Genomic DNA, 21,669 nt, shown 5'->3' with positions numbered 1-21,669 from the left:
GAAGTGATAGGCGCCGCAGGGGGCGCCTCGGCCAGGGTGACGGGGATGAAGCAGCACGCCGAGACGGAAGCGGCGTTCGTCCAGTCCCTTGCCGAAGAGGTGCGTGCCGTAGGCGTGGAACTCGGCCTGCCCTACGTCGCCGTCAGCGCCGATATCGGCGATCCTGAACCCATGCGCGACGCCCAGGGCCGTCCCTTCGTAGAGACCCTGTTCCGCTGGGTCGACCCGAAACTCGAATACTGGAAGGACCGCGGCTTCGCCCTGCGCTCGCCCTTCGTTTTCGCTTGCCGCTACACGGCCGAGCCCTTCTACTTCCAGGACGGTCGTTTCGGAGCGTGGCGCCGGCAGCCGCGGCTGGAGCAGATCGAGGTGGTTCAGGCCTCCGAGGACGTCGCGGTGGGAACCTCGATCATCGCGCCGGCGCACATGCCGGGCGGGGTGATCGGCGCCATCGTCTGGGCCTCGCCGGAGACGTTCGACATCCAGCCGATCTACGAGCGACGTGCGGCCGAATTGCACGCCCTGACCCTGAAGCTGCTGGGTGCGTATAACGACCTGCGCGGCCGCCGCCGGCTGGAGCCCGTGCGCCTGACCCGCCGCGAAATCCAGTGCCTGAAGTGGGCGGCCGAGGGGAAGACCGACTCCGAGATCGGCCAGATCATGGACATCTCCACGCCGACGGTCCGCTTTCACATGCGCAACGCCGCCGAGAAGATGGGCGTGGCGGGCCGGCCTCAGGCCGTGCGGCGCGCTGCAGGGCTCGGCTATCTGGGCGAACGCTGGGCCGCGGTCCGTTAGCGGCCCTCCACCAGCAGCCGTCGCTTGGCCAGCGCCAGCACCCCATCATATGGGATAGCCGGGACTTCGCGCAGGCGCATCCGCAGCCAGGCGGCCGCGCCCATCTCCCGCAGGCCGGCCGGGACGGATCCGTCGAGGGTCCGCACCCCCAGCGCTTCGAGGATCAGCCGCGAACGCGGGGCATGATAGCTGTCGGTGCAGACGATCGCGCCCGCCAGCCCCTCCCGACGGACAAGGCGCGCCGCGGCGATCCCCGTCTGCAAGGTGTCGCAGCTGTCTTCGTCCAGGATCAGCCGGGCGGGCGCCACGCCCATGGCGACGAGCTGTTCGCCCATGATCGAGGCTTCCGAGGGGCCATAGCGGCCGACGCCGCCGGAGCAGAAGACCGGCGCCGTGGGCCTGGCCACCGCATGGGCGTGGCCGCGCAGGATCCGGCGCATCAGGGCGGGGCTGGCGCGGCCGTCCCGCCCCACCGCCGCGCCCAGTATGACGATCAGGTGTTCGCTCAAGGCCGCCTCGCTCCGGCGAAGATGCCGCCGCCCGCCGCCGCCGGCAAATCTAGGCTTCGGCCTGGACCTCGGGCGGCTCGTCGCGCCGGCGCGCGTTCATCGGCGGATGATGCTCTTCCACCACGTCCTCCAGCTCGTCGCGGCGCACGGCGCTGCGGACATTGAGCCGGGTGAGGATGTCCACGTCGTCGCCGAACCGGCTGCGCGCCTCCTCCAGCGGCTGACGCCAGGTGGCGCCGGAAAGGCTGTCAGTCTCGCCGGCGAACAGGACCTCCACCCCCTCGCCGCTTGTCCGGGCCAGGATGAAATTGGCGCCCGCCGGCGGCAGAAGCCGATCCTGGTCCAGCGCGGTATAGCGATAGCGGGTTCCGGATTTGCCGGCGATTTCGATCTGGCGGGTCAAAGATACGCTCCCCACGTGTTTGACGCAGGGCCGTTCGAACGGCCCCGGCGCGTTGATAGCCGCTCGACTTGGGCGAAAGATAGGCCGCAGGATGATAAGTCGCGATAGCGGAACAGCCTTCGCCATAAGGCGTTCCGGCTCAGGCGCCGGCTCTGCTAGCTTGTCGGCGGAACGCCCTGACTCGGGGCGAGCGCCCCTCTAGCGACGCGAGCCGATGGATCGAACCGCAGATTTCAGCCTGGTGGATGGCGGCGACGGCCCAGCCGCCGTGCTGACCGGCGACTGGACGGCCGCCAGCCTGGGCGACGCGGCCGACCGGCTGGCGCGGTCGGTCGGCCGGGGAGTGAGCTTCGACCTCACCGACATCGGCCGGCTGGACACCGCCGGCGCTTACGGCGTCATCCGGGCCGCAGGCGGCGCGCTGGATCCTGCGGCGGTGCGGGCGCGGCCGGAAACCGCGCGGCTGCTCGAACTGGTGGGCGAGGCCGCCCGCGCGCGGCCCAAGGGACGGCCGGCGCCGCGAGGCTTCCACGAGCTGACCATCCGCCTGGGCAAGGGGGTGTTCAACCTCGGGCGCGAGTTCCTCGAGACCATGGCCTTCGTCGGCAAGCTGCTGGTGGTCTCGCTTCGGGGACTCCTCAATCCGACGCGGATTCGCTGGGCGCCGGTGATCGCCCATGCCGAGCGCGCGGGCCTCGACGCCCTGCCGGTGGTGGCCACGGCCTCGTTCTTCATCGGCGCGGTGGTGGGGCTTCTGGGCGCCAACATGCTGCGTCAGTTCGGCGCCGAGGTGTTCGTGGTCGAGCTGATCGGCATCGCCGTGCTGCGCGAGTTCGGGATCATCATCACCGCCGTGCTGCTGGCCGGGCGATCGGCCTCCTCCTTCGCCGCCGAGATCGGGGCGATGAAGATGAACCAGGAGATCGACGCGATGAAAGTGCTGGGCGTCGACCCCTTCGAGGCCCTGGTGCTGCCCCGACTGGCCGCCCTGCTCATCACCATCCCGCTGCTGACCTTCGTGGCCGACCTGGCGGGCCTGTTTGGGGGCCTTCTCGTCACCTGGACGGTGCTTGATCTCGGCCCCGCCTTCTTCCTGCAGCGGATCGTGGAGAACGTCGGCGCGACGCAGTTCTGGCTCGGCCTCTATAAGGCGCCGGTGGTGGCCGCGGTCGTGGCGGGCATCGGCTGCCGCCAGGGGTTGGAGGTGGGCGGCAACGTGGAATCGCTCGGGCGGCGGGTGACGGCCGCCGTGGTGCACGCCATCTTCGCCATCATCCTGATCGATGCGATCTTCGCCCTGATCTATATGGAGCTCGACCTGTGACCGTGGCCTCCGCCGCCGAACCGGCCATCGAGGTGCACGGGCTCGTCACCCGGTTCGGGGACCGGGTCATCCACGATCATCTGGACCTGGTCGTCCAACGGGGCGAGGTCCTGGGCGTGGTCGGGGGTTCGGGCTCGGGCAAGTCGGTGCTGCTCAACACCATCATCGGGTTGAAGGCCGCCGACGAAGGCGTCGTGCGGGTGTTCGGCCGCGAGGTCGGCTCCGAGACGCCCGAGGGCGAGCGGCCCCTTGAGCACCGCTGGGGCGTGCTCTTCCAGCAAGGGGCGCTGTTCTCCAACCTCACCGTACGGCAGAACGTCGCCGCCCCCATGTTCGAGCACACCGACTTCCCCCGCCGCACGGTCGAGGAGCTGGCGGATCTCAAGATCGCCATGGTCGGCCTGCCGCCGGAGGCAGGCTCCCTGGCGCCCTCGGAGCTTTCGGGCGGCATGCGCAAGCGGGCCGGCCTGGCGCGGGCCCTGGCGCTCGACCCCGAACTGCTGTTCCTGGACGAGCCTACGGCCGGGCTGGACCCCATCGGGGCCGCGGCCTTCGACGACCTGATCAAGGACCTGTCGGACAGCCTCGGCCTGACCGTTTTCATGATCACCCACGACCTGGACAGCCTCTATACGATCACCGACCGCGTGGCGGTGATCGCCGACAGGAAGGTGGTGGCCGCAGCTCCGGTGGAGGAGCTGGAGCGGTCGGACCATCCCTGGATCCGCGAATACTTCCTGGGGCCCCGCGGGCGCGCCGCGCACCGGGCGCGCCAGGCCGAAACGGTGGAGTGATGGAAAAAGACGCCAACTACGCCCTGGTGGGTCTCTCCACCCTGATCCTGATCGTGGGCTTGCTGATCTTCGTGGTCTGGCTGGGCCGCTGGACGGTGGCGCGCGACTACACCGTCTACGACATCGTCTTCCAGGGACCCGTCCGCGGCCTCTCGCAAGGCGGCGAGGTGCACTTCAACGGCATCAAGGTGGGCGAGGTGACGCGCATCCAGCTCGACCGCACCAACCCCAACAACGTCATCGCCACTGCCCGCATGGGCGCCGAAGTGCCGGTCCGCACCGACTCCTTCGCCACGCTCGAGCCGCAAGGGGTCACCGGTGTGAACTATATCCAGATCACCGCCGGCACGCCCTCGGCGCGGTTGCTGAAGGACGTGACGCCCGACGACAAGGTGCCGGTGATCCGCAGCCAGCGCAGCACGCTCTCCGACCTCCTGGAAGGGGGCGGCACCGTCCTGACCCGCACGGTGGAGGCCCTGGACCGGATCAACCGCGTGCTCTCCGACCAGAACATCCGCACCTTCACCGCGGCCCTGAACGACGCCCAGGCGGTGACCGCCGAGCTCCGCGAGCGCAAGGCCATCGTCGCCGACGCCCAGAAGGCGCTGCAGAGCATCGACGCCGCCGCGGCCGAAATCGCCCTGCTGGCGAAGAACGGCAACGAGATCGTGGACGGCGACGGGCGGCGCACCATGAAGAGCGTGGCCGACGCGGCCGAGGAGGCCCAGGCCGCCGCCCGAGACATCCGCCTGATGATGGGCAAACTGGAGCGCCCGGTGGGCGAGTTCGCGACCACCGGGCTGCCCGAACTCACAGCCGCCGCCAGCGCCCTGGCCGAAACCGCCGAGTCTCTCGACCGGCTGGTGCGTCAGCTCGAAGCCAATCCCCGCGCGCTCATCGGCAAGCCGCCGGCGCGCGAACTGGAGGTGCAACCTTGATCCGCCCATCGCTCCTCCTCCGCCTCTGCGGCGCGGGCCTCCTGGCGCTGTCGCTCTCGGCCTGCATCTCGCTATTCCCCGAGGCGGAACCCTCGCAGCTCTATCGGTTCGAGGGCCGCCCCGCCGCCTTGTTAAGCGCGGCGGGGGAGCGGACGGGGAACGTCGGCGTCGCGCGGAGCGGCGGATCGTTCACGCGGGCGGCGGCCGGGGATCGGCTGCTGGCGATCACCGGAGCGCAAGCCAGCTACATCGCCGAGAGCCGCTGGGTGGCGCCGGCGGTCACCCTGTTCGACGAGGCCGTAGCCCGCGCCTTCGATCTCAATTCGGGCGCGGCGCGGCTGGTCTCGCGCCTGGAGGCCTCGCGCGCCGAATACAGCCTGCGGCTGGATGTGGTGCGGTTCGAGGCTGTCTACGATCGCGGCCCGCGCGCCGCACCCGTCGTCCACGTCAGCCTGCGCGCCACCCTGGCCCGCGCCGACCGGTCCCTGGCCGGGGCCCAGGTGTTCGAAACCCAGGTCCGCGCCGCCGACAACCGCGTCTCGGCCATCGTCGAGGCCTATGACCAGGCGGTGGGCCAGGCGCTCGGCGAGCTGGTGACCTGGACCAACCGCACGGCGACGCCGGCCGGTTAGCGCCGTTTTCGTATCTGCAACCTCAGCTTAGGCCCCGGCCTCGCCGGGTTGAGCCGTTTTTCCGAAGTCCTGGGACCGCATTACGCCTCAAGACCGGCGATCCGCTTGGCCGCGGTCACGGTGTTCTTCAGGAGGCAGGCCACGGTCATCAGGCCGACGCCGCCGGGCACCGGCGTGATGTGGCCCGCGACTTCGCAGGCGGCCTTGAAGGCCACGTCGCCCACCAGCTTGGTCTTGCCGGCGGCGGCCTTCACGGGATCGCGGAACGGCACGCGGTTGATTCCGACGTCGATCACCGTCGCGCCCGGCTTGATCCAGTCGGCCTGGATCATCTGCGGCCGGCCGACCGCGGCCACTAGGATGTCGGCCTCGCGGCAGACGGCCGGCAGGTCGCGGGTGCGGGAATGGGCGATGGTGACGGTGCAGTCGGCCTGCAGCAGCAGCTGGGCGATGGGACGGCCCACCAGCACCGAGCGGCCCACCACCACGGCCCGCGCGCCGGTCAGGTCGCCCAGGGTCTCGCGCAGGAGGATCATGCAGCCGAGCGGCGTGCAGGGCGTCAGCGCCGGCAGCCCCTGGGCCAGGCGGCCGCTGTTGACGAAGTGCAGGCCGTCCACGTCCTTGGCCGGATCGATGGCGGCGATCACCGCCTGCTCGTCGAGGCCTTTCGGCAGGGGCAGCTGCACCAACACCCCGTGGATGGCGGGGTCGCGGTTCAGTTCGTCCACCACCGCCAGCAGTTCGGCCTGGCTCGTCTCGGCCGGAAGCCGGCGGGTGATCGAGTGCATGCCGGCGGCGATCGAATGCTCGCCCTTGGAGCGGACATAGACCTGGCTGGCCGGATCATCGCCCGTCAGCACCACGGCCAGGCCGGGCGTCAGGCCATGGCGCGCCTTCAGTTCGGCGACCTCGGCGGCGACTTCGGCCCGCAGGCGTTCGGCGATGGCCCTGGCGTCGATGATCTGCGCGGTCATGCGCCCTCGCTGTTCGGAACCGGTTTTCGGAGTCGCGGTGGCGATAGCGCTTCGCCGGCCCGGGCGCAATGCTCGCTCAGCGGCGGCGCAGCCAGGCGGCGAGCGCCCAGACGTGGGAGTCTCGATCCAGGCGGACCAGGGCCTCGTGCGGCGTCATCCAGACGAGGGTGTGGTCGTCCTCGATCTTCAGCTCCGGCGCCTCGGTCACCAGTTTGGCGGCGAAGAAGACGCCGCGGGTGTTCACCGAATGGCCGTCCTCGTTGACGAAGTAGTGGTCGGCGCGGGTCACCTCACCCTCGATGGCGACCTTCAGGCCCGCCTCCTCGCCGCATTCCCGCGTCGCCGCCCGGGCCGCGTCCTCGCCGGGATCGATCCCGCCGCCGGGCAGGTCCACGCGACAGCCCCCGGGATAGTCGACGCGCACCGTCGCCACCTTGCCGTCGCGCTCGACGATGGCGAAGGCGGCCGGCCGGTCGGGGTAGGCGCGGCCGGCCTCCGGCTGGCCGAACTGCGGCGCGCTGACCATCAATCGACGCCGTAGAGGCTGTCGAACGGATCGAGCTTGCCGTCCAGAACGTCGCGGACCTTCACCGCCGGCCAGCCGACCGTGGCGTCGAGGCTGACGCGCCAGGCCTCCGTCACCATGTCCCGCAGTTCCGAGGCGCCGGCGGCCAGGCGTTCGGTCACGAAGGCGCGGCCGCGCGGATCGCCCGCCCGCAGGCCGCCGGCCTTCTCCAGCGCATAGAGCGGCTCCACCTGGGTCAGCGAGGCCAGCAGATAGTCGACCGTGCGCGCCTCGACGGCGCAGTCGCAGGGCCGGAACGGCGCCATGCCGGCGCGAACGGCCTCGGCGCTGACGTTCTGCGCCACGAACTCGCCCTCGAAGGGGCCGTGGATGCGGGCGTTGGTGTAGCCCTTGGGGTTCGGATAGTCGCCCCAGCCGTTGTAGTGCACGCTGACGTGCAGGGGCTGGGCGCCGTCGCCGACGAAGTGGGAGAGGTCGCCGATGGTCTGCAGAATCTGGGCTTCCCGCCGGGCGAGATCGCGTTGCAGCCAGGCCCGGCGCGTGCGGTCCTTTTCGCGGGCGAGCGCCGCGCCCACCGCGCGCCAATAGCCGAATTCCTTCGCCAGGTGCTGGTGGCGGTCGATGATCGAATACTGCAGATAGCCGCCCTTCCAGCTGTCGAGGCCGGCGGCCTGCAGGGCCTTCTCATATTCGGCGCGGGTCGGCGGCAGGGGCGAAAACAGCGGCCCGCCCAGCACGCGGCCCTCCTCGTCCAGGTCGACGAAGTGGCCGGGATCGCGGTTGTGGTCGTGGACGCGGCCGGCGCCCTTGGTGCGGTCCTGCTCGCGCGAAAGCTCGCCCACATCGGCGATCGCCCGCGGCGTGCGCAGGAAGGCCGGAACCTCCGCCGGCAGGGCCGCCATGGCCGCTTCACCCACGATCCTGTGGCCATGGGACCCCCAGGCCAGGGCGGGCGCGGGGCTGAGCGCGACGACGAGAACGGCGGCGAGAGCGGCTGTGCGGGTCATGCCGCCCCTTTAGGCGATCTTCAGCGCCGCCTCCACCCGCTTCACCCAGGCCTCGACCCTCGGATAAGCGGCAAGCTCGAAGCCGCCCTCGTGGGCGACGCGGGTGTAGGCCACCAGCGCCACGTCGGCGAGGTTGAGCGCCTCGCCCACCAGGAAGGGCGAAGCCGCCAATCCGTCCTCGAGCCGTTGCAGAGCGGCGCGGCCGCGCTCCACAAGCCGCGGCTCCAGTTCCGAAACCGCCTTGCCGGCATAGCGGACGTGGAAGCGAGCCACGGCGACATAGGGCTCGTGGCTGTACTGCTCCCAGAACATCCATTCCAGCATTCGGGCGCGGTCGTAGGCGTCCGTCGGAATCAGGTCCGAACCCTCGGCCAAGTGCAGGATGATGGCGTTGGACTGGGCGAGCGGCCGCCCGTCGTCCAGCACCACGGCGGGCACCTGGCCTGCGGGGTTGAGCGCCAAAAACTCCGGGGTCCGGCTCTCGCTCTTGAGGATGTCGGTCTCGATCCACTCATAGGCAAGGCCCAGATGGTCGGCCGTCCACTTCACCTTCAGGCAGTTGCCGGAGATCGAGTCGCCGTAGATCCGCATCGCTTCATCCCTTGCTGCACAAGGGATGGCATAGCCAAGCCGCAGCGCGGCGCAAGCGACGATGGCTTCACGCCGATGTTAGCGGAGCTTCACACAGGTTTGACTCCGCCGCCTGAGTCCCGGTAGTCATCGCCCGCTGACAGACAAACGACGAAGGAGACGCCGTCATGCGACGCCGCCTCGCCGCCCTGGCTGCCCTACCGATTTTGTTCGGGGTGACCTCCAGCGCCCAAGCGGCGCAGAACTCGGACCCCATCGGGGACCTGATCATCTCCGCCCTGACCGGAACGCTCCCCGGAACCCCGGAGTTCCGGATGAAGGCGACCCTCTACCACGCCGGCGCCAAGGGCGTGGGCGCACTCGACTCCCTTGGTTGCAGGGTGGTGGCGATGCGCACGGTGGCTATCGACCGCAGCGTGATTCCGCGCCGCTCCAAGCTCTTCATCAAGGAAACCGTCGGCCTGCCGATGCCCGACGGCTCCACCCACGACGGCTACTGGTACGCCACCGACGTCGGCGGCGCGATCAAGGGCGAGAAGATCGACCTCTACACCGGCCACGGCAAATCCTCGATGAAGCCGCTGATGTCGCTGAACCTCGCCAAGCTGACCGTGCAGAAGGTCGGCGAGTTCAAGGGCTGCCCGCCGGCCTGACGGCCCGCCCTCAGGGGACGATCCTCAGGATCGAGTTCTCCACGTCGGATGTGACGTAGACGACCCCGGTAGCCGACACGGCGATCCCGCCCGCCAGCGGTACGGGCTGGGTCACGAGCCCCACCGGCAGATCGCCCGCCACGGTGCTCACCGCCCCGCTCGCCGGATCGACGGAGATCACCCGCCGCTCGCCCAGTTCCAGCACGAAGAGCCGGCCGTCCGGGCCGACGGCCACAGCCTTGGGCAGCTTCAGGTTCTCGACGATGGTCGTGCGCGCGCCGCTCCCCAGGTCCACGCGGCTGACCCGTCCGCCCGCCACCTCGGCCACATAGACGCTGTTCCCTGGACCCGCCGCCAGGCTCGCGGGCGCAGCCAGCCCCGAGGCGACCTTGGTCCGCGTCTCGCCCCGGACCCGCAGCAGATCGCCGCCCCCCATCTCCGCCACGAGCAGTTCGCCCGCGACAAGTTCCAGGGCGTCCGACGGCGCGTTGAAGCCGTGCAGCACCTCCAGCGCCTGGCCCGTGCGCCGGTCGTAGACCAGCACCGCCCCGGCCGGCGAGCTCGCCAGCACCACGCGATCCGGCCCCACGCTGACGCCGGTCGGATATTCCAGCTTCGAGCCACGGGTGTGCACCCGGGCGATGTCGCGCACCGCGCCGCCCGCGGCGTCCACCGCCCGATAGGCGAAGACGTCGGCCACATAGAGGGTCTCGCCGTCCTCCGAGAGGGCGAGGTCCGCCGGGAAGGCCAGCGCGCCTTTCATGACCTGCCGCACGGCGCCGGTGGCGGGATCCACCACCTGCAGGCCGTTGTCGGCCATGTTCGAGACCACCAGCTTTCCGTCAGGGGCCACCGCCAGGTTGTCGAGCGCGCTGGCGAGCTGGGCGACCCTGGCCTTCGCGCCCGTGGCGATGTCCACCCGCACCACCTCTCCCAAGGCGGTGTCGAGCACATAGAGATCGTCCTTGGCGCCGAACTTCGCCGCCGCCGGCGTATCCAACCCCTCGGCCACCACCTTCAGCTCGCCGGTGTCGGGGTGGATCTTCACCACCTGACCCTTGAACCATAGCGGCCCGTAGAGCCAGCCGTCCGGCCCCGCCGCGAAGCTGTTGAAGCCGCCCAGGGGCTCGCCGTGGATCAGGCGGGGCGGTTTGACGCCGGCGGGATCGAGCTCCCACAGCGCGTCGCCGCCGAACACCTGGGCCGCGAACAGCCGCCGGCCGTCCCGCGAGAAGGCGATGGAGTTGACGCTTGGAAGATCCCTGGCCAACGCCTCCACCGGCCCGTCGCCGCGCCGGCTGTAGACCACGCCCTCCAGGATCGCCGTCCAGACCATCTGGCCGCCGGGGCCGAAGGCGATGTCGTCGGCCATGCCATGCGGCGGCCCCACCGCCACCTCGGCGGTTCCGGCCGCAAGGTCGACCTTGTAGAGGCTCTGCCCCGCCACGCTGCCGGCGTAGAGCTCGCCCGCCGGGCTGAAACGAACCCCGTGCACCCCGTGGAAGGCGGAGCCCGGAACCAGCGTCTCCACCTTGGCTTGAGCCCACGCCCCGCCCGCCGCCAGCGACAGGCTCGCCGCCGCCGCGGCCGCTCTCCAGACGCCCATGTCTTCCTCCCGCCGTCTTTTCGTTGGCGGAAGCTTGGCCCTCGAAGGGCCTCTACAGCAAGCCTAGCCGTCAGCCCCAGAAGATCGCGCCGGGCGCGGCCGCCCAGCAGGCGTCGGCCAACTCCGCCTGCGGGCCCGCCGCGAGCGTCTGTTCGCCGTCCTCCGAGGCGGTCAGCGCCAGGCTCTGGCATCGTTCGAAGGCGCCGCCCAGGCTGGTCACCGCCTCGGCGAGTTCGGCCTCCAGGGCGCGGGCGCGCTCGGCCCGCGCCTCGAAGCTCGGAACCTCCGCCCCGTCGAGGGCGGCGACATAGGCCAAGGCGCAGCCGAACAGACCGGCCGAGGCGGCGATGAAATCCAATCTGCGCATGTTGTATCCCCGAATTAACCATATTGCGGGGGCGTTCATGCGCAAGTCCCCACTTCCGGCGGCGAGGTTCGCCAGGGCGCATTTCAGGCCGGCTGTGTCCTCGGCGCCCGCAGATGGACCACCACGCCGGTGTCCCGCCAATCGAACCGCACCTCGCCGCCCAGCTGTCGCGCCAGTTCGCCGATCAGCTTGGAGCCGAAGCCCAGCCGCCGCGGAGGCGCCTCGCAGGCCGCCGATTCCCGCCAGGCCAGACGCAGGGCGCCGTCCGGATCCAGATCCCAGCTCACCGCCACCCGTCCGGCTTGGGCGAAGGCGCCGAATTTCAGAGCATTGGTGGCCAGCTCATGAAAGATCATCGAGAGCGGCTGCACCTGCTCGGGCGACAGCAGTTGATCGGGGCCGGCCAGGTCGAAGGACCCGGGCGGCCCCACCGTGGCCAGTTCCTCGGCCAGCACCTGCGAGAGGAGGGCGCCTTCCCACCGGCGGCTGGCCAGCGAGCCCTGGGCGCGGGCCAGCGCCCCGATCCGGCCGACCACCGTCTGCTTGTAGGCGGCCATGTCCGAGGCCTGGGTCAGCTGCACCACCGCCTGGGCGACGGTCAGCACGTTGCGCGCCCGATGGTCCACCTCGCGCATCAGCAGTTCGCGGGCGGCCTCGTTGCGCTTCCGCTCCCCGATGTCGCGCAGGAAGACCGAGATGCCGCCGTCGGCCGTGGGGTGGATCGCCACGTCCACCCAGTGCCCCACCACCGGCGAAACGGTCTCGATCCGCACCCGCTCCCGGGTCTCGGCCGCTTGGCGCAGAGCCGCCTCGACCACGCCGCCCACCGTCTGGGGCAGCGCTTCCCAGACCGGGCGGCCGATCAGGTCTTCGCGCTGAAGCCCCCACCACGCCTCGGCCACGCGGTTGACGTAGGTGAAGCGCCAGTCGGCGTCGACCGCATAGAAGGCGTCGCCGATGCTCTCCAGGATTTCCGTGCTGCGGTTCTCGGCCCGCACCCGATCGGTGACGTCCGTCAGGGAGACGCAGACCCCGCCTCCGGGCATCGGCGCGATGCGCAGGTCCACCGTCCGGTCCGGCCGCAACCGCGAGGGCGTGCGGAAGGTCGAGACCTCGCTCCGGTCCATCGCCGCGCGGCAGGCGCGCTCGAACTCCGTGCCGATCCCTTGCGGAAACACGTCCCACATCCGACGGCCCAGCAGCCGTTCCGCCGAGACGCCGAAATAGGCCTCCGCGGCGCGATTGAAGATCACGTACCGCCAGTCGGCGTCGAGCGCGTAGAAGCCGTCGCTGATGCTCTCCAGCACGGCCGCCAGCTGCGCCTCGCTGGAGACGGGCCCCCCGCCCGATTCCGGCCCCCTGCCTTCCGACACAAGAACAGCCCCAGAAAAAGCTCTACCTTTGGACTAAAGCGCACGAAGCCGAATTCGGCTCCCGCACGCCTGATGAAACCGCAAGCGCCCTCGCCGGTTCTTGCAAAAGGGCGTAGCTTGCCCAAAGGCACGATCAGATCTGGAGGCTATGCATGGTTTCCGGTCCGCTTTCCCAAGACCCGGACTTCGCCGCCCACGCCCACACCTATCATGCGATCAACATGCTCCTGCGATGGTGCATGGTGCTGCTGGCGGCGACGATCTCGTGGCTCACCCTGTGGTTCGCCACGCCCGCGGGATTCCTCGGCGGCGCGGCCACCGGCCTCATCGTCCTGGCTGTCGGCTATTTCGGCCTGATCCGGCCGGAAACGAACAAACCGCTCGACCCGCTGCATCCCCTCGAGGGGTGACGCCGGCTTCAAAAGTTGGAGCGCGTCCTGATCGCAGGACCGGCGGCCACTTATCGGATCGCAGCTCTGGGGAACAGGCCTCGGCCCTGGCGAGTCTCCGTCCAAAGACCCGTTTCGAAGGGAGAGACGACACCATGGCCGATCCTCGCGCCGACAACGAAAACAATCCGCGCCCCTCCGACCTGACCCGCAGCTTCGCCCCGGAGGAAACGCCGGAGGGCCGCCGCCCCGACGATGGCGAGCCGCGGGGCCGCGGGGCGCATGCTGGAGGACCCGGCGCCGAGTCGGTCATGCCCGGCCGCGAGCAGGGCGCCGGCGGCGGGGTGGACGACGGCCCCCGCAACACGCCGGGCGACCCCGCCGCCCAGGCCCGCAGCGCCCGCGCTGACGACAAGGGCGCGCCGCCGCCCGACTGAGGATCCCGCCCTCAGAACGCGTTCCGCAAAAGGGGCGCCCGGTCTTGCGATCAGAACGCGCTCCGACTTTTGAATCGTGCCCTAGCCTGTCGCCACCCGATCCGGGCCCTCCGCGGCGCAGAGGATGCGGCCGGCCAGGCCGCCGTCCCGCAGATGCACGCGCACCTCCGCAGGCCGCCCGCCGGCCGCCAGTTCGCGGGCGATACGGCGGGCCTCCGCCTCGGCCAGGGCTCCGTTCGGGAACTCCAGGCGCACGCCGGCGTCCTCGGAGCAGACGGTCCAACCCTGATCGCTCGGCGCGACGAGCACCTCGTGTTTCATGGTGTCCTCCTTTTCCGATGTCGCTGGGCCGAACCCCCGGCCCGGCCGCCGCTAGAATCGCAGAACCGATGTGTGTGTTCCCGACGGGGCCGTGAATTTTCGGCGACGGGAAGGAAGGCGGCGCTGGTGCGGGCGGCCGGGCTCGAACCGGCATGGGCCTCTCGGCCCGACGGATTTTAAGTCCGTTGCGTCTACCCGTTTCGCCACGCCCGCGAGCCGCAAGGCTATATAGCCAGGGCCGCCCGAACCGTCGAGGCGGGTCAGGCCGAGCCCATCCGGGCCAGGACCTCGCGCAGGGCGGTCAGGCGGGTGGAGTCGGCCGGATGGGTCGACAGCACCTCCGGCGGCTGATCGCGACGATCGGAAACCTCGGCCATGCGCTCGAAGAATCGCAGCGCGCCCGCCGGATCGAAACCGGCGCGGGCGGCGAGCGTCACGCCCAGGCGGTCGGCCTCCAGTTCGTGGGCGCGCGAATAGGGCAGGATGACGCCGTAAAGGGCCCCCATGCCCAGGGCGCCGGCGATCTCGCTCGCGTGCTCGCCGTACTCGCCGCCCGAAAGCGCCAGCTGTACGGCGGCGACGCCCAGCTCCACCGCCAGCTGCTGGCTCAGGCGCTCGGCCGGATGGCGGGCGAGGACGTGGCCGACCTCGTGGCCGATCACGCCGGCGAGCTCGTCGTCGTCGCGCGCCAGTTCCATCAGCCCGCGGAATGCGGCGACCTTGCCGTTGGGCAGGACGAAGGCGTTCACCTCCGGCCGGTCGAAGACGACGAACTCCCAGGCAAGGGCCTCGCGTCCGCTGACGCCGGCCACACGCCGGCCCACCTGGTCCAACCGTCCGGCGAGCGCGGGATCGCGGACCTGCGGCGCCTGGGCCAGAAGGTCGGCCCAGGCCTGGTCGGCCATCTCCGCCACCTGCTCGTCGGGAACGATGGCGAACTGACTGCGGCCGAGTTCCGGATTGTTGTCGCAGGCCACCACGAAGGCGCCCGAGGCGAGAGCCGCCAGCAGGCTGCGGCGATCGAGAGCCAGGACGTGCGGCCGGGCGGGGGCGCAGATCACCCTTGGCGCCTCGCGGCCGCTTCCCATTCCAGGAAATCCGGCTCCTGCAGCAGGCGCGCGGCATAGGCGCCGCAAGCGCCGTTGTCGCCATAGTCGGACGGGTGGACCCCGTAGGTGCGGAAGCGCGTGGCCACCGGCGTATAGAAGGCGTCGGCGATCGACCAGTCTCCGGCCAGGAACGGACCGCCGGAGCGCGCCAGCAGGTCCGACCAGAGGCGCACGATGCGCCGCACGTTCTTCTGGGTGGCGCCGGACAGCGTCACCACGTGCGGCTCCGCGTCCAGGGCCATAGGGCACTCTCCGCGCAGCGAGGCGAAACCGGAATGCATCTCGGCCGCCGCCGCCCGCGCCAGCGCCCGCAGCGTCGCATCCTCCGGCCACAGGCGCGCCTGGGGGAATTTCTCGGCCAGGTATTCGCAGATGGCCAGCGAGTCCCAGACCGTCAGGTCGCCATCCTTCAAGGCGGGCACCAGGCCGGACGGGGAGTGCGGCAAAATCGCCGTCTCGGTGCGGTTATCCTCCTGGCGCAGGGCGATGAGCGTCTCGGTGAAGGGCGCGCCGGTCCGTTTCAGCGCAAGCCACGGCCGCAAGGACCAAGTGGACCACTTCTTGGTTCCGATGACGAGCTCCATTCCACCGTACTCCTTTTACGAACCTCGGGCTCTTGCCGCCGCCCCGGGGCCGTCGTCTAGAGTAGGACAACCACAAGAATTTCGATTGCGCATATTTTGGGGAAACGCTTCATGACCACAGAAACCGCCGCACCTTCGACCGATCCGGTCGTCCCGCCGGCGCCGGCCGGTGCGATCCCCACCCAGCCCTTTTCCACCGCCTATACGCGGTATGCGATGTTCCTGCTGCTGGGCATCTACATCGTCAACTTCCTGGATCGCCAGGTGGTCAACATCCTGGCCGAGCCGATTAAGAACGACCTGGGCCTGGCCGACTGGCAGCTAGGCCTGATGAGCGGCCTGGCCTTCGCGATCTTCTACACCGTGCTCGGCATCCCGATCGCGCGTCTGGCCGAGCGCAAGAACCGCCCGATCATCATTGGCACGGCGGTGGCGGCCTGGTCGGGCTTCACCGTCCTGTGCGGCGCGGCGCAAAACTTCGTCCAGTTGGTGCTCTTCCGGATCGGGGTCGGCGTCGGCGAGGCCGGCTGCACGCCCCCGGCCCACTCGCTGATCGCCGACTATGTGGCCAAGGAAAAGCGCGCCTCGGCGCTCGCCTTCTATTCCATGGGCACGCCGATCGGCGGCCTGCTGGGCCTGATCATGGGCGGGCTGGTGGCCGACGCCTATGGCTGGCGGATGGCCTTCGTGGTGGCTGGCGCGCCCGGCATCATCTTCGCGCTGCTGGCCTGGTTCACGCTGAAGGAGCCGCGGAAGGTCATGGCCCAGCACGCCGCGACCATTCAGGCCAATCAAGCCACCTTCGGCGACACGCTGAAACACCTGCTCAAGAAGAAGACCTTCTGGCTGATCGCCTTCGGCGCGGCGATCAAGGCCTTCATCGGCTACGGCCACGCCCCGTTCACCGCCTCCTTCTTCCTGCGGGTCCACGGCGAGGAGGTCGCCAGCCTGGCGGCCATATTCAATCTGAAGTCCATCGGCTTCCTCGGCCTGGCGCTCGGCCTGCTGGCCGGCATCGCCGGCACGATCTCGGCCTGGCTGGGCGGCCAGATCGCCGACCGGTTCGCCAAGACCGACCTGCGCGGCTATGTGGTGGTCCCGGCGCTCGCCTCCCTCATCGCCGTGCCGGTCTATATCGTGGCGGTCAGCGTGCCTTCGGCGACTCTGGCGCTCTCGATCCTGATCATCAACGGCCTGCTGGGGTCTCTGTGGTACGGCCCGGTCTACGCTATCGGCCAGTCCATCGTGCCGGCGCACATGCGGGCGACCACCTCGGCCATCCTGCTGTTCATCATCAATCTGATCGGCCTGGGCCTGGGGCCGCTGGCCGTGGGCATCATCTCCGACATCATGGCCAACGGCGTCGGTCTGGGCTCGGCCGAGGGCGTGCGCTGGGCGCTGATCATCTCCACCTGCTTCGGGGTGCTGGCCTTCCTGCTCTTCTGGATCGCCCGCAAGACCATCCGGGAAGAGATGGAATCCTAAGAGCCGGGGCGCGGGAGAGGGTTCAGTCCCGCCCGCGCCCAGGACGCTCGGCGCGCTCGGGCCGGGCGCGATCGGGCCGCTCCGGACGGCCCTCCCGGGCGGCGGCGTCACGGCCGCCCTGCCCTGCGTTCCGAGCCTCGGCCCGCTGCGGCCGTTCCGCCGGCGCTTCTGCGCGAGCTCCTCCTCGCGCCCGGACCTCCCGCTCGGCCTGGCGCGGCTGACGGGGCCGCTCAGCGCGCTCGGCGCGAGCGCGTTCGGGCCGGGCCTCCTGCCGCGCCCGAGCCTCCCGCTGGGCCGGAGGCTGCTGACGGGACTGTTCGGCGCGGTGGGCGCGGGGGCGCTCCGAGCGAGCTTCCGCAGGACGGAGAGGACGCTCGGCGCGCTCCGGGCGGGAAGCGGGACGTTCGGGGCGCGCCTCGTGGCGCGGCGTTTCACGCAACTCGGCCCGGGCCGGGCGCCCGTCGCGCGCCTCGGGGGCGCGGGTGGGGCGAGGCTCGCGAGCCGGAGCGGCGACGCGTTCCCGCCGCTCCGGCCGCTCGGGCCGCACCTCGGACCTCTGGGGGGCGATCCGTTGCGGCGGCGGGGCGGCGGCCAGGTTCGTCCGGTCGTCGCGTCCGCGGCGGCGGTCGCCACGGTCCTCGCGACGTTCCGGCGCGATCCGCGACAGTTCTGCGCGACGCAGTTCGGCGACCTGCGCCTGACGAAGGGTCCGCTCGGGTTCGAAGCGCCGCACTTCGCGGGCGCCGTGACGCTCCCGATGACGCCTCCAGTCCTCCTGGCGCGCGGCGGCCTGGATCCAGGGCGTCTGGGTGCGGACGATGGCGGGCCGGCGCGCCAGCCACGCTTCCTCCCTCACCGACACGGTGCGGACGCGGGCGGCCTGCCGCAGGGACCGAGCGCGGGTCCAGTAGCGGCCGGCGACGTCGGCGCGGCGTTCGAGATGCGACTGGGGCAGCAACACCCCGGCCAGGGTGACGAGAGTCACCAGCCGGCCCGCATCGTCGTAGCCGTAGCCGTAGTACGGATCGCGGACGAAATAGGGGTGGGCCGCGCCGGGCTCGTAGTAATAGTAGCGATAGCCGTCGGTGACGGGCTCGGCGTAGAGCGCCCAATGGTCCTGGGTCTCCCAGACCCAAGGCTGGACGTCGTCGTAGTAGAAGCCGTAGTCAGGCGGCGCGTCGTAGAAGGCGCGCTCCATGGCGTAGGCGCGCTCCGCCCAGCCATAACCCATGTCGGGGCCGTAGGCCGCCACCGGCGCGGGCGGCGCAGGCGGCAGGGCCAGTGCTTCCGGCGCGGGCGCCGCGTCGTAGGCGAAGGCCGAGGGCGGCAGGCCGTAGCCTCCGGCAGGTTGAGCCTCCTCGCGACAGCCGCCCAGGACCAGGGCGGCGGCCACGGACATCAGGAGGCCGGTTCGAACGCCGTGCGGTCGGCGGGTCATGTCTCCATCCTCTCGCGGGGCGCAGTTCGCGCCAGGCCGGGAATGGTGACTCAACGCCCCTGAACCGGGTTTGATCGCCCCGTCAGGCGAGGTTCACGCTTGAGGCGGGAATGAGGCGGAGCGTGGCCTCAGGCCGGCGCCAGGGCCAGCCAGACGTTTCGCAGGGCCTTGTACTCGTCCGGCACGGGCCCCTTCAGGTCGTGGCGCGCGCTGAACTCGGCGCCGACCAGATCGCCCCGCCGCCAGGAGAGCTTGGCCTCGAAGGCCATACCCCCGGGGATGTGCATCAGGGTGAAGGTGTCGGGGATCGGCTGACCGTCCGGCACGCGGAGCATGGCGCCGGCCTCGGTCAGGTTGCGGATCACGCAGTCGACGGACAAGGCATGATGCTGGCCATAGCAGATCCGCCCCCCCTGAAGGGTTCGCCATCTCGCCAGGGCGCGCCGCTCGGCGCCTGTGAAAGGAACCGCCGTCATGCCGACATGCTGCGCTCAAATGGTTGTTCGCCCGTAAAGTTTAGTTTTGAACTGCGCCTTGCGGGGCGGCCGGCTCCTCCGCGAGAATGGGCCGGTGTCAAAGTTGATCCTCGATTGCGATCCCGGCGTCGACGACGCCATCGCCCTTCTTCTCGCCTTCGCCTCGCCGGAGCTGGAGCTCCTGGGCGTCACCACAGTGGCCGGCAATGTCGGGGCCGAGCTCACCGCCCGCAACGCCCGCCTGATCCGCCAGATCGCCGGCCGCGAGGACGTGCCCGTCCATGCCGGCGCCGTGCGGCCCTTGGTCCGTCCGCCGGTGGAGGCCGACCATTTTCACGGCGAGAGCGGGCTGGGCGACCTCGACATCTTCGAACCCCGCGCGCCGGCGGCCGCGGGCCACGCCGCCGCCTTCATCGTCGAGGCCTTGCGACGCGAGCCGCCGGGATCGGTGACCGTGGCCGTGACCGGGCCGATGACCAACCTGGCGCTCGCTTTGGCGCTGGAGCCAGGCCTGGCCGGCCGCATCGGCCAGGTGGTCGCCATGGGCGGCGCCCGGTCCGAGGGCGGCAACATCACGGCGTCCGCCGAGTACAACATCTTCGCCGATCCCCATGCCGCCCAGGCGGTGATCGGCTGCGGCGCGCCGGTCGTCATGTTCGGCCTGGACGTCACGCATCAGGTGCGGGCGACGGAGGCGCGGCTGGCGACCCTGCGCGCCTCGGCCCGGCCGGCCGCACGGGCGGCTAGCGTCCTGTTCGACTTCGCCAACCGGACCGAGCGGGAATTGGTGGGCGGAACCGCCGCGCCCCTGCACGACCCCTGTCCCATCGCCTGGCTGATCGCGCCGGAGCTTTTCGAGCTGCGGCCGTGCGACCTGCAGGTCGAGACCGCCTCGCCGCTGACGCTCGGCCACACGGCGGTGGAATTCCGCCTGGCCGACCCGGCCGCCGCCAAGGTTCGTTGGGCGGTCCGAGCGGACGCCGACGGCGTGTTCGCCCTGCTGACGGAGCGGCTGGCATGATCGCCATCGACGTCGTCGGATCGATCAATCTCGACCTCGTCGCTTCGGGCGCCCGGTTGCCCGCGCCCGGGGAGACCGTGACCGGCGCGACTTTGGCGCGCCATCCGGGCGGCAAGGGCGCGAACCAGGCCCTCGCGGCCGCGCGCCTGGGGGCGACGGTGCGGATGTTCGGCCGGGTCGGCGCCGACCCCTTCGCCGAAGAGGCCCTGGCGCTGCTGCGCGCCGGCGGCGTGGACCTGGCAGGCGTCGGCGTCGATCCAGCGGCGCCGACCGGCGTCGCCCTGATCGCCGTGTCGCCGGAGGCCGAGAACCAGATCGTGGTGGCCCCAGGCGCCAACGCCGCCTGCGAGCCCAAGCACCTGCCCGAGCGGTTCGACGGCGCGCTGATCTGCCAACTGGAGTTGCCGGTGGAGACCGTCGCGGCCGCAGCGGCACGCGCCACAGGCCTTGTCGTCCTGAACCTGGCGCCCGCCGCCCCGGTCCCCGAGGCGTTGCTCGCGCGGGCCGACCTGATCGTCGTGAACGAGACCGAAGCCGCCTTCTACGGATCGGCCCTCGAGGGGACGCAAGCCCTGGTGGCCCTCACGCTCGGAGCCCGCGGCGCGGTGCTGCGCCGTGGGCGTTCGGACCTGGCCCGCGCCGAGCCGCCGAGGATTACGCCCGTCGACACGACCGGCGCGGGGGACGCCTTCGTCGGCGCGCTCGCAGTCGCCTTGGCCGAGGGCCAGCCCCACGGCCGCGCCCTGGCCTTCGCCTGCGCCGCCGGCGCCGCGGCCGCCACACGGCCCGGGGCCCAGCCCTCCCTTCCGCTTCGCCGCGAGGTCGAAGCCCTGATGGAGCCCGCCCGATGACCCGCGGCGTCCCGGAACTCTCCCTGCGCGACTTCACCCACGGCGACGACGCCGCGCGCCAGGCCTTCTCCCGCGCCTTGATGGAGGGGCTGCAACGCTACGGCTTCATCATCCTGACGGACCACAACGTCCCGACGGAACTGCTGGGCCGCGCCTACGATCTCGCCGAAGCCCTGTTCGCGTTGCCGGAAGCGCAGAAGCGCCGCTACGCTGCGGGCCTGCGCGGCTACACCCCCTTCGGAACCGAGCACGCCAAGGACAGCCGCTTGCCGGACCTGAAGGAGTTCTGGCAGATCGGCCGCGACCCGGCGCCGAGCCTCCCGCCGGAGGATTTTCCGCCGAACGCCTGGCCGCAGGAGATTCCGGACTTTCAGGAGACGTTCCAGACCCTTTTCGCAGGCCTCGACGAGACCGGCCGACTGCTGCTGGAGGCGCTGGCGCCGCAGCTGTCGCTTCCGCCCGACTATTTCGACGACAAGGTGCGCGACGGGACTTCGATCCTGCGCGTCCTGCACTATCCGCCCGTGCCGGACGATGCGCCGCCTGGCGCGGTTCGGTCGGCCGCTCACGAAGACATCAACTTCCTGACCATACTGGTGGCCGCCAAGGGCGCCGGCCTGCAGCTGCTGGATCGCGACGGGAGCTGGCTGCCGGTGGAGACCGAGCCGCGCAACCTGATCGTGGATTCCGGCGACATGCTGCAGCGCCTGACCAACGGGGTGGTCCCCTCCACCACTCACCGGGTGGTCAATCCGGAAGGGCCGAACGTCAGCCGCTATTCCATGCCCTTCTTCATGCACCCGAACTCGGCGACTTCGCTGGCCTGCCTGCCGTCCTGCCAGGGCGATGGCGCAAAATGGCCGCCGATAACAGCCGGCGAGTTCCTGCGGGAGCGGCTACGGGAGATCGGGTTGGCGGGCTGAGAACCCGCCTCAGATCCCCCCGAACGTCCAAGTCGAAGTCCGCCGGTCGACTTCGCCGACAGCTCGAGCAGCGAAGAAGCATCTGCGGCGCAGCCGAAACCAATCGCGCCTGCGGCGGTTCAAGGGAGGCCCATATCCCG

General features: G+C 70.8%; 26 protein-coding genes and 1 tRNA gene. 12 read left to right on the top strand and 15 right to left on the bottom strand.

The features are described 5' to 3' along the window. The first annotated feature begins 45 nt into the window (after window positions 1–45). Window positions 46–798, top strand: coding sequence for a helix-turn-helix transcriptional regulator (locus ACK41C_RS11595; protein WP_409654246.1), 753 nt, complete (start codon window positions 46–48; stop codon window positions 796–798). Here ACK41C_RS11595 and ACK41C_RS11590 read toward each other — a convergent pair. After that, complete coding sequence (locus ACK41C_RS11590; protein ID WP_409654243.1) at window positions 795–1,307, bottom strand: YdcF family protein; 513 nt, start codon at window positions 1,305–1,307, stop codon at window positions 795–797. The genes ACK41C_RS11595 and ACK41C_RS11590 overlap by 4 nt on opposite strands. Before the next feature lie 49 nt (window positions 1,308–1,356). Further along, entirely contained in the window at window positions 1,357–1,710 is a 354-nt protein-coding gene (locus tag ACK41C_RS11585) for a hypothetical protein (RefSeq protein ID WP_409654240.1), read from the bottom strand. A gap of 214 nt (window positions 1,711–1,924) precedes the next feature. Between ACK41C_RS11585 and ACK41C_RS11580 the strand changes: the two genes are divergently transcribed. From ACK41C_RS11580 to ACK41C_RS11565, 4 genes are read left to right on the top strand one after another with little or no spacing between them, the layout of a single operon-like run. Next, a complete protein-coding gene (locus tag ACK41C_RS11580; RefSeq protein WP_409654237.1) occupies window positions 1,925–3,034 on the top strand; it encodes an MlaE family lipid ABC transporter permease subunit in 1,110 nt (369 codons plus the stop codon). After that, complete coding sequence (locus ACK41C_RS11575) at window positions 3,031–3,828, top strand: ABC transporter ATP-binding protein (protein WP_409654234.1); 798 nt, start codon at window positions 3,031–3,033, stop codon at window positions 3,826–3,828. Before ACK41C_RS11580 ends, ACK41C_RS11575 begins: the two co-directional genes overlap by 4 nt. Then, the gene (locus tag ACK41C_RS11570; protein WP_409654231.1) at window positions 3,828–4,766 is read left to right on the top strand and encodes an MlaD family protein; all 939 of its coding nucleotides are present in this window, start codon (window positions 3,828–3,830) and stop codon (window positions 4,764–4,766) included. The genes ACK41C_RS11575 and ACK41C_RS11570 overlap by 1 nt, the downstream gene beginning before the upstream one ends. After that, window positions 4,763–5,398, top strand: a complete 636-nt coding sequence (locus tag ACK41C_RS11565) for an ABC-type transport auxiliary lipoprotein family protein (protein ID WP_409654229.1) — start codon at window positions 4,763–4,765, stop codon at window positions 5,396–5,398. Before ACK41C_RS11570 ends, ACK41C_RS11565 begins: the two co-directional genes overlap by 4 nt. Window positions 5,399–5,478: 80 nt before the next feature. Here ACK41C_RS11565 and folD read toward each other — a convergent pair whose 3' ends face one another. The 4 genes from folD to ACK41C_RS11545 form a co-directional block, all read right to left on the bottom strand. Continuing rightward, the gene (folD, locus tag ACK41C_RS11560) at window positions 5,479–6,372 is read right to left on the bottom strand and encodes a bifunctional methylenetetrahydrofolate dehydrogenase/methenyltetrahydrofolate cyclohydrolase FolD (protein ID WP_409654227.1); all 894 of its coding nucleotides are present in this window, start codon (window positions 6,370–6,372) and stop codon (window positions 5,479–5,481) included. A gap of 76 nt (window positions 6,373–6,448) precedes the next feature. Further along, window positions 6,449–6,898, bottom strand: a complete 450-nt coding sequence (locus tag ACK41C_RS11555) for an NUDIX domain-containing protein (protein WP_409654225.1) — start codon at window positions 6,896–6,898, stop codon at window positions 6,449–6,451. After that, entirely contained in the window at window positions 6,898–7,905 is a 1,008-nt protein-coding gene (locus tag ACK41C_RS11550; protein WP_409654222.1) for a S1/P1 Nuclease, read from the bottom strand. Before ACK41C_RS11550 ends, ACK41C_RS11555 begins: the two co-directional genes overlap by 1 nt. A gap of 9 nt (window positions 7,906–7,914) precedes the next feature. Next, window positions 7,915–8,496 carry a glutathione S-transferase family protein gene (locus ACK41C_RS11545; protein WP_409654220.1) on the bottom strand — a complete coding sequence of 194 codons (582 nt, stop codon included), beginning with the start codon at window positions 8,494–8,496 and terminating at the stop codon, window positions 7,915–7,917. Between the two features lie 167 nt (window positions 8,497–8,663). Between ACK41C_RS11545 and ACK41C_RS11540 the strand changes: the two genes are divergently transcribed. Further along, a complete protein-coding gene (locus ACK41C_RS11540) occupies window positions 8,664–9,149 on the top strand; it encodes a 3D domain-containing protein (protein WP_409654218.1) in 486 nt (161 codons plus the stop codon). A gap of 10 nt (window positions 9,150–9,159) precedes the next feature. Here the strand turns inward: ACK41C_RS11540 and ACK41C_RS11535 are convergent, their stop codons facing one another. The 3 genes from ACK41C_RS11535 to ACK41C_RS11525 form a co-directional block, all read right to left on the bottom strand. Beyond that, on the bottom strand, window positions 9,160–10,755 hold the full coding sequence (locus ACK41C_RS11535) for a hypothetical protein (protein ID WP_409654215.1): 1,596 nt from the start codon (window positions 10,753–10,755) through the stop codon (window positions 9,160–9,162). 70 nt (window positions 10,756–10,825) lie between these two features. Continuing rightward, on the bottom strand, window positions 10,826–11,122 hold the full coding sequence (locus ACK41C_RS11530; RefSeq protein WP_409654212.1) for a hypothetical protein: 297 nt from the start codon (window positions 11,120–11,122) through the stop codon (window positions 10,826–10,828). A gap of 83 nt (window positions 11,123–11,205) precedes the next feature. Next, entirely contained in the window at window positions 11,206–12,495 is a 1,290-nt protein-coding gene (locus tag ACK41C_RS11525; protein WP_409654210.1) for a sensor histidine kinase, read from the bottom strand. Between the two features lie 152 nt (window positions 12,496–12,647). Here ACK41C_RS11525 and ACK41C_RS11520 point away from each other — a divergent pair, with 152 nt between their 5' ends. Together ACK41C_RS11520 and ACK41C_RS11515 are read left to right on the top strand one after the other, a co-directional pair. Next, window positions 12,648–12,905 (top strand): hypothetical protein, encoded by a 258-nt coding sequence (locus ACK41C_RS11520; protein WP_409654207.1) that lies wholly within the window; start codon window positions 12,648–12,650, stop codon window positions 12,903–12,905. Window positions 12,906–13,039: 134 nt separating this feature from the next. Continuing rightward, on the top strand, window positions 13,040–13,321 hold the full coding sequence (locus ACK41C_RS11515; protein ID WP_409654205.1) for a hypothetical protein: 282 nt from the start codon (window positions 13,040–13,042) through the stop codon (window positions 13,319–13,321). Window positions 13,322–13,402: 81 nt separating this feature from the next. Here the strand turns inward: ACK41C_RS11515 and ACK41C_RS11510 are convergent, their stop codons facing one another. From ACK41C_RS11510 to ACK41C_RS11495, 4 genes are all read right to left on the bottom strand, one after another. Further along, window positions 13,403–13,642 (bottom strand): DUF6894 family protein, encoded by a 240-nt coding sequence (locus tag ACK41C_RS11510; RefSeq protein ID WP_409654203.1) that lies wholly within the window; start codon window positions 13,640–13,642, stop codon window positions 13,403–13,405. A gap of 124 nt (window positions 13,643–13,766) precedes the next feature. After that, a tRNA-Leu gene (locus tag ACK41C_RS11505) sits at window positions 13,767–13,855 on the bottom strand. Window positions 13,856–13,902: 47 nt separating this feature from the next. Further along, window positions 13,903–14,730 carry a M48 family metallopeptidase gene (locus ACK41C_RS11500; RefSeq protein WP_409654200.1) on the bottom strand — a complete coding sequence of 276 codons (828 nt, stop codon included), beginning with the start codon at window positions 14,728–14,730 and terminating at the stop codon, window positions 13,903–13,905. Next, window positions 14,700–15,335, bottom strand: a complete 636-nt coding sequence (locus tag ACK41C_RS11495) for a glutathione S-transferase family protein (protein ID WP_409654197.1) — start codon at window positions 15,333–15,335, stop codon at window positions 14,700–14,702. Before ACK41C_RS11495 ends, ACK41C_RS11500 begins: the two co-directional genes overlap by 31 nt. A 111-nt stretch (window positions 15,336–15,446) precedes the next feature. Between ACK41C_RS11495 and ACK41C_RS11490 the strand changes: the two genes are divergently transcribed. Continuing rightward, entirely contained in the window at window positions 15,447–16,820 is a 1,374-nt protein-coding gene (locus ACK41C_RS11490) for a spinster family MFS transporter (RefSeq protein WP_409654194.1), read from the top strand. Between the two features lie 22 nt (window positions 16,821–16,842). Here ACK41C_RS11490 and ACK41C_RS11485 read toward each other — a convergent pair whose 3' ends face one another. Then, window positions 16,843–18,258: a hypothetical protein gene (locus ACK41C_RS11485; protein WP_409654191.1), complete on the bottom strand. Its 1,416-nt coding sequence runs from the start codon at window positions 18,256–18,258 to the stop codon at window positions 16,843–16,845. Window positions 18,259–18,386: 128 nt separating this feature from the next. Beyond that, a complete protein-coding gene (locus ACK41C_RS11480) occupies window positions 18,387–18,638 on the bottom strand; it encodes a hypothetical protein (protein WP_409654188.1) in 252 nt (83 codons plus the stop codon). Window positions 18,639–18,828: 190 nt separating this feature from the next. On the opposite strand from ACK41C_RS11480, the gene ACK41C_RS11475 reads away from it, so the two are divergent. Genes ACK41C_RS11475 through ACK41C_RS11465 form a run of 3 tightly spaced genes read left to right on the top strand, consistent with a single transcriptional unit; the run spans window position 18,829 to window position 21,529 of the window. Beyond that, window positions 18,829–19,755 (top strand): nucleoside hydrolase, encoded by a 927-nt coding sequence (locus ACK41C_RS11475; RefSeq protein WP_409654185.1) that lies wholly within the window; start codon window positions 18,829–18,831, stop codon window positions 19,753–19,755. Beyond that, window positions 19,752–20,606 carry a ribokinase gene (locus ACK41C_RS11470; RefSeq protein ID WP_409654182.1) on the top strand — a complete coding sequence of 285 codons (855 nt, stop codon included), beginning with the start codon at window positions 19,752–19,754 and terminating at the stop codon, window positions 20,604–20,606. The genes ACK41C_RS11475 and ACK41C_RS11470 overlap by 4 nt, the downstream gene beginning before the upstream one ends. Beyond that, window positions 20,603–21,529, top strand: a complete 927-nt coding sequence (locus ACK41C_RS11465) for an isopenicillin N synthase family dioxygenase (protein ID WP_409654179.1) — start codon at window positions 20,603–20,605, stop codon at window positions 21,527–21,529. Before ACK41C_RS11470 ends, ACK41C_RS11465 begins: the two co-directional genes overlap by 4 nt. Window positions 21,530–21,669: the final 140 nt, after the last annotated feature.

Source organism: Phenylobacterium sp. (assembly GCF_046290725.1).
Taxonomy (GTDB): domain Bacteria; phylum Pseudomonadota; class Alphaproteobacteria; order Caulobacterales; family Caulobacteraceae; genus Phenylobacterium.
The sequence above is the reverse complement of the archived record's forward strand: the minus strand, read 5'-3'. Positions and strand labels throughout refer to the sequence as shown.

Coding starts and splice junctions, on each gene's coding strand:
- ACK41C_RS11535 (WP_409654215.1), bottom strand. CDS start 10,755: ATGGGCGTCTGGAGAGCGGCCGCGGCGGCGGCGAGCCTGTCGCTGGCG.
- ACK41C_RS11530 (WP_409654212.1), bottom strand. CDS start 11,122: ATGCGCAGATTGGATTTCATCGCCGCCTCGGCCGGTCTGTTCGGCTGC.
- ACK41C_RS11520 (WP_409654207.1), top strand. CDS start 12,648: ATGGTTTCCGGTCCGCTTTCCCAAGACCCGGACTTCGCCGCCCACGCC.
- ACK41C_RS11555 (WP_409654225.1), bottom strand. CDS start 6,898: ATGGTCAGCGCGCCGCAGTTCGGCCAGCCGGAGGCCGGCCGCGCCTAC.
- ACK41C_RS11580 (WP_409654237.1), top strand. CDS start 1,925: ATGGATCGAACCGCAGATTTCAGCCTGGTGGATGGCGGCGACGGCCCA.
- ACK41C_RS11570 (WP_409654231.1), top strand. CDS start 3,828: ATGGAAAAAGACGCCAACTACGCCCTGGTGGGTCTCTCCACCCTGATC.
- ACK41C_RS11490 (WP_409654194.1), top strand. CDS start 15,447: ATGACCACAGAAACCGCCGCACCTTCGACCGATCCGGTCGTCCCGCCG.
- ACK41C_RS11595 (WP_409654246.1), top strand. CDS start 46: ATGAAGCAGCACGCCGAGACGGAAGCGGCGTTCGTCCAGTCCCTTGCC.
- folD (WP_409654227.1), bottom strand. CDS start 6,372: ATGACCGCGCAGATCATCGACGCCAGGGCCATCGCCGAACGCCTGCGG.
- ACK41C_RS11465 (WP_409654179.1), top strand. CDS start 20,603: ATGACCCGCGGCGTCCCGGAACTCTCCCTGCGCGACTTCACCCACGGC.
- ACK41C_RS11510 (WP_409654203.1), bottom strand. CDS start 13,642: ATGAAACACGAGGTGCTCGTCGCGCCGAGCGATCAGGGTTGGACCGTC.
- ACK41C_RS11550 (WP_409654222.1), bottom strand. CDS start 7,905: ATGACCCGCACAGCCGCTCTCGCCGCCGTTCTCGTCGTCGCGCTCAGC.
- ACK41C_RS11470 (WP_409654182.1), top strand. CDS start 19,752: ATGATCGCCATCGACGTCGTCGGATCGATCAATCTCGACCTCGTCGCT.
- ACK41C_RS11545 (WP_409654220.1), bottom strand. CDS start 8,496: ATGCGGATCTACGGCGACTCGATCTCCGGCAACTGCCTGAAGGTGAAG.
- ACK41C_RS11485 (WP_409654191.1), bottom strand. CDS start 18,258: ATGACCCGCCGACCGCACGGCGTTCGAACCGGCCTCCTGATGTCCGTG.
- ACK41C_RS11500 (WP_409654200.1), bottom strand. CDS start 14,730: ATGGGAAGCGGCCGCGAGGCGCCAAGGGTGATCTGCGCCCCCGCCCGG.
- ACK41C_RS11540 (WP_409654218.1), top strand. CDS start 8,664: ATGCGACGCCGCCTCGCCGCCCTGGCTGCCCTACCGATTTTGTTCGGG.
- ACK41C_RS11515 (WP_409654205.1), top strand. CDS start 13,040: ATGGCCGATCCTCGCGCCGACAACGAAAACAATCCGCGCCCCTCCGAC.
- ACK41C_RS11495 (WP_409654197.1), bottom strand. CDS start 15,335: ATGGAGCTCGTCATCGGAACCAAGAAGTGGTCCACTTGGTCCTTGCGG.